Origin of the sequence: Saccharothrix hoggarensis, assembly GCF_042678885.1 — a bacterium.
Lineage (GTDB): Bacteria > Actinomycetota > Actinomycetes > Mycobacteriales > Pseudonocardiaceae > Actinosynnema > Actinosynnema hoggarensis.
This window is the reverse complement of the sequence record NZ_JBHTLK010000446.1, coordinates 1-2,133: the sequence shown is the minus strand read 5'-3', so window position 1 is coordinate 2,133 and position 2,133 is coordinate 1. Positions and strand designations below refer to the sequence as shown.

The following is a 2,133-nucleotide window of genomic DNA, read 5'->3' as shown; positions in this document are numbered from 1 at the left end:
CACCGCCCCCGACCACGCCGCCCACGACTCCGCCGCCAGTGGCGCCCGCCGAGTCGCTGCCCGCCGAGTCGCTGCCCGCCGAGTCGCTGCCCGCCGAGTCGCTGCCTGCCGGATCGCTGGCCGCAGAGCCGCCGCGCACCGAGGCGCCCGGTGAGGTGCCGCCTGCTGGGGCGTCCAGCGCTTCGCCGCCGTCGACAGAGGTGTCGCCCACCGCTGTGCCGCCTGCCGCACAGGCCGCCGACGTGCAGGCCGCTGTGTCGGCCGCTGTGTCGTCACCAGCCGGGTCGCCGGCCGTCGCGCCTCCGGCCGCCGACTTCCCCGACGCCAACGGGCACCCGTTCGTCGGCCGCGCGGACGAGTTGGCCGAGCTGGAGCGCGTCGCGCGGTCGGCGGTGGGGGCAGGGCGGTCGCGGTTGGTGTTGGTGTCCGGAACGGCCGGTGTGGGGAAGAGTTCGTTGGCGGCGGCGCTGGTTCGGCGGCTGGAGGCCGGCGGCTGGACGACGGCCTGGGGCGCCTGCCCCGAACCGCCCGGCGCGCCCGCCGCCTGGCCGTGGACGCGGATGCGCGAGACCTTGGCTTCCACCGGGCACGTGCCGCCGCCCGCCACCGAACCGACCCCGGCCGACGCGGTCGCGGCGCGGTTCCACCGGCACCGGGCCATCGGCTCCTACCTGGCCGCGATCGGCACGCCCGTCCTCCTCGTCTTCGACGACCTGCACTGGGCCGACGAGGAAACGCTCGCCCTGCTGACCGCACTGGCCGCCGACCCCGGCACGGGACCGTTGCTGCTCATCGGCACCTATCGCTCGACCGAGATCTCCACCGCCCTCACCGAAGCCCTCGGCCGCGCCGCCCGCGCCGAGCCCACCCGCGTCTACCTGGGCGGCCTGACCGAACCCGAGGTGCGCGACCTCGTGGACGCCCTCACCGACCGCGAGCCGACCGCCGCCGACGCCCGCGCCATCCACGCCCGCAGCGCCGGCAACCCGTTCCTCGTCCGCGAGCTGACCCGGCTCTGGGAGTCCGAGGGCGACGCGGCCCTGCACGCCGTGCCCGCGGGCGTCCGCGACGTCATCCGCCACCGCCTGGCGACGCTCCCCGAGACCGCGCGCACCCACCTCCGGCAAGCCGCCGTGCTCGGCCAGGACGTCGACCTCGACGTGCTGGTGGCCTTGGCGCAGGACGAGGACGCCGTCCTCGACTCGGTCGAATCGGCCCTCCTCACCGGTTTCCTCGTCGAGCCGAACGCCGACCACCTCCGGTTCGCGCACGCGCTCGTCCAGGAAACGCTCTACGACGACACGGCCCGCGCCCGCCGCGCCCGGTGGCACGCCCAGGCCGCCGACGTCATCGAGCGGCTCCACCCCGACGACGTCGAAGCCATCGCGCACCACCTCCTCCGCGCCGGGAACCGGGCCACGCCCGCCCGCGCGGCGCACTACGCCCGAGCCGCCGCCGAACGGGCGGAACGCCGGTTCGCCCCGCACCAGGCGGCCGCGTTGTGGCGGGAGGCGGTCACCGCACTCGACCGCTCCGACCGCCCCGACCCCCCGGCACGGCGGGAAGCCGTGATGGGCATGGTCCGGGCGCTGGCCGTGACCGGCGACCTGGCGGAGGCGCGTCGGCACCGGGCCGAGGCGGTCGCCGAGGTCGTCACCGACCCGGTCGCGGCGGCACGCGCGATCGGCGCGTTCGACGTGCCCGCGATCTGGACCGCCAACGACGACGAAGCCCTGTCCGCCCGCCTCGTCACCGCCGCCGAACGCACCCTCGCCGCCCTCCCTCCCGGGCACGACGCCGAACGCGCCCGCCTGCTGCTCACCATCGCGATGGAACGGCGCGGGGACACCGGGGGCCGTGGCCTGGCGGCGGCCCGTGAGGCCGAGGCGATCGCCCGCGACCTGGACGACCCGGCGTTGCTGGCGTTCGCGCTCAACGGCCGGTTCATGCACGCGTTCCACCGGGCCGGCCTGGCGCCGCACCGGTCGCGGATCGGCGCGGAACTGCTCGACCTCGCCGCCCGGCACGGCCTGGTGACGTTCGAGGTGCTGGCCCACCTGGTCCTGGTCCAGTCCGGCGCCGCGCTGGCCGACCTCGCGTCCGCCGACCGCCACGCCGCCGCGGCCGACGCCC

1 protein-coding gene is annotated in these 2,133 nt (G+C 77.1%); it reads left to right on the top strand.

Features of this window, described 5'->3' with window-relative positions:
* Positions 1-38 precede the first annotated feature (38 nt).
* Positions 39-2,133: ATP-binding protein (locus ACFQ3T_RS36200; RefSeq protein WP_380730611.1), on the top strand; the 2,095-nt coding region annotated here is incomplete at its 3' end.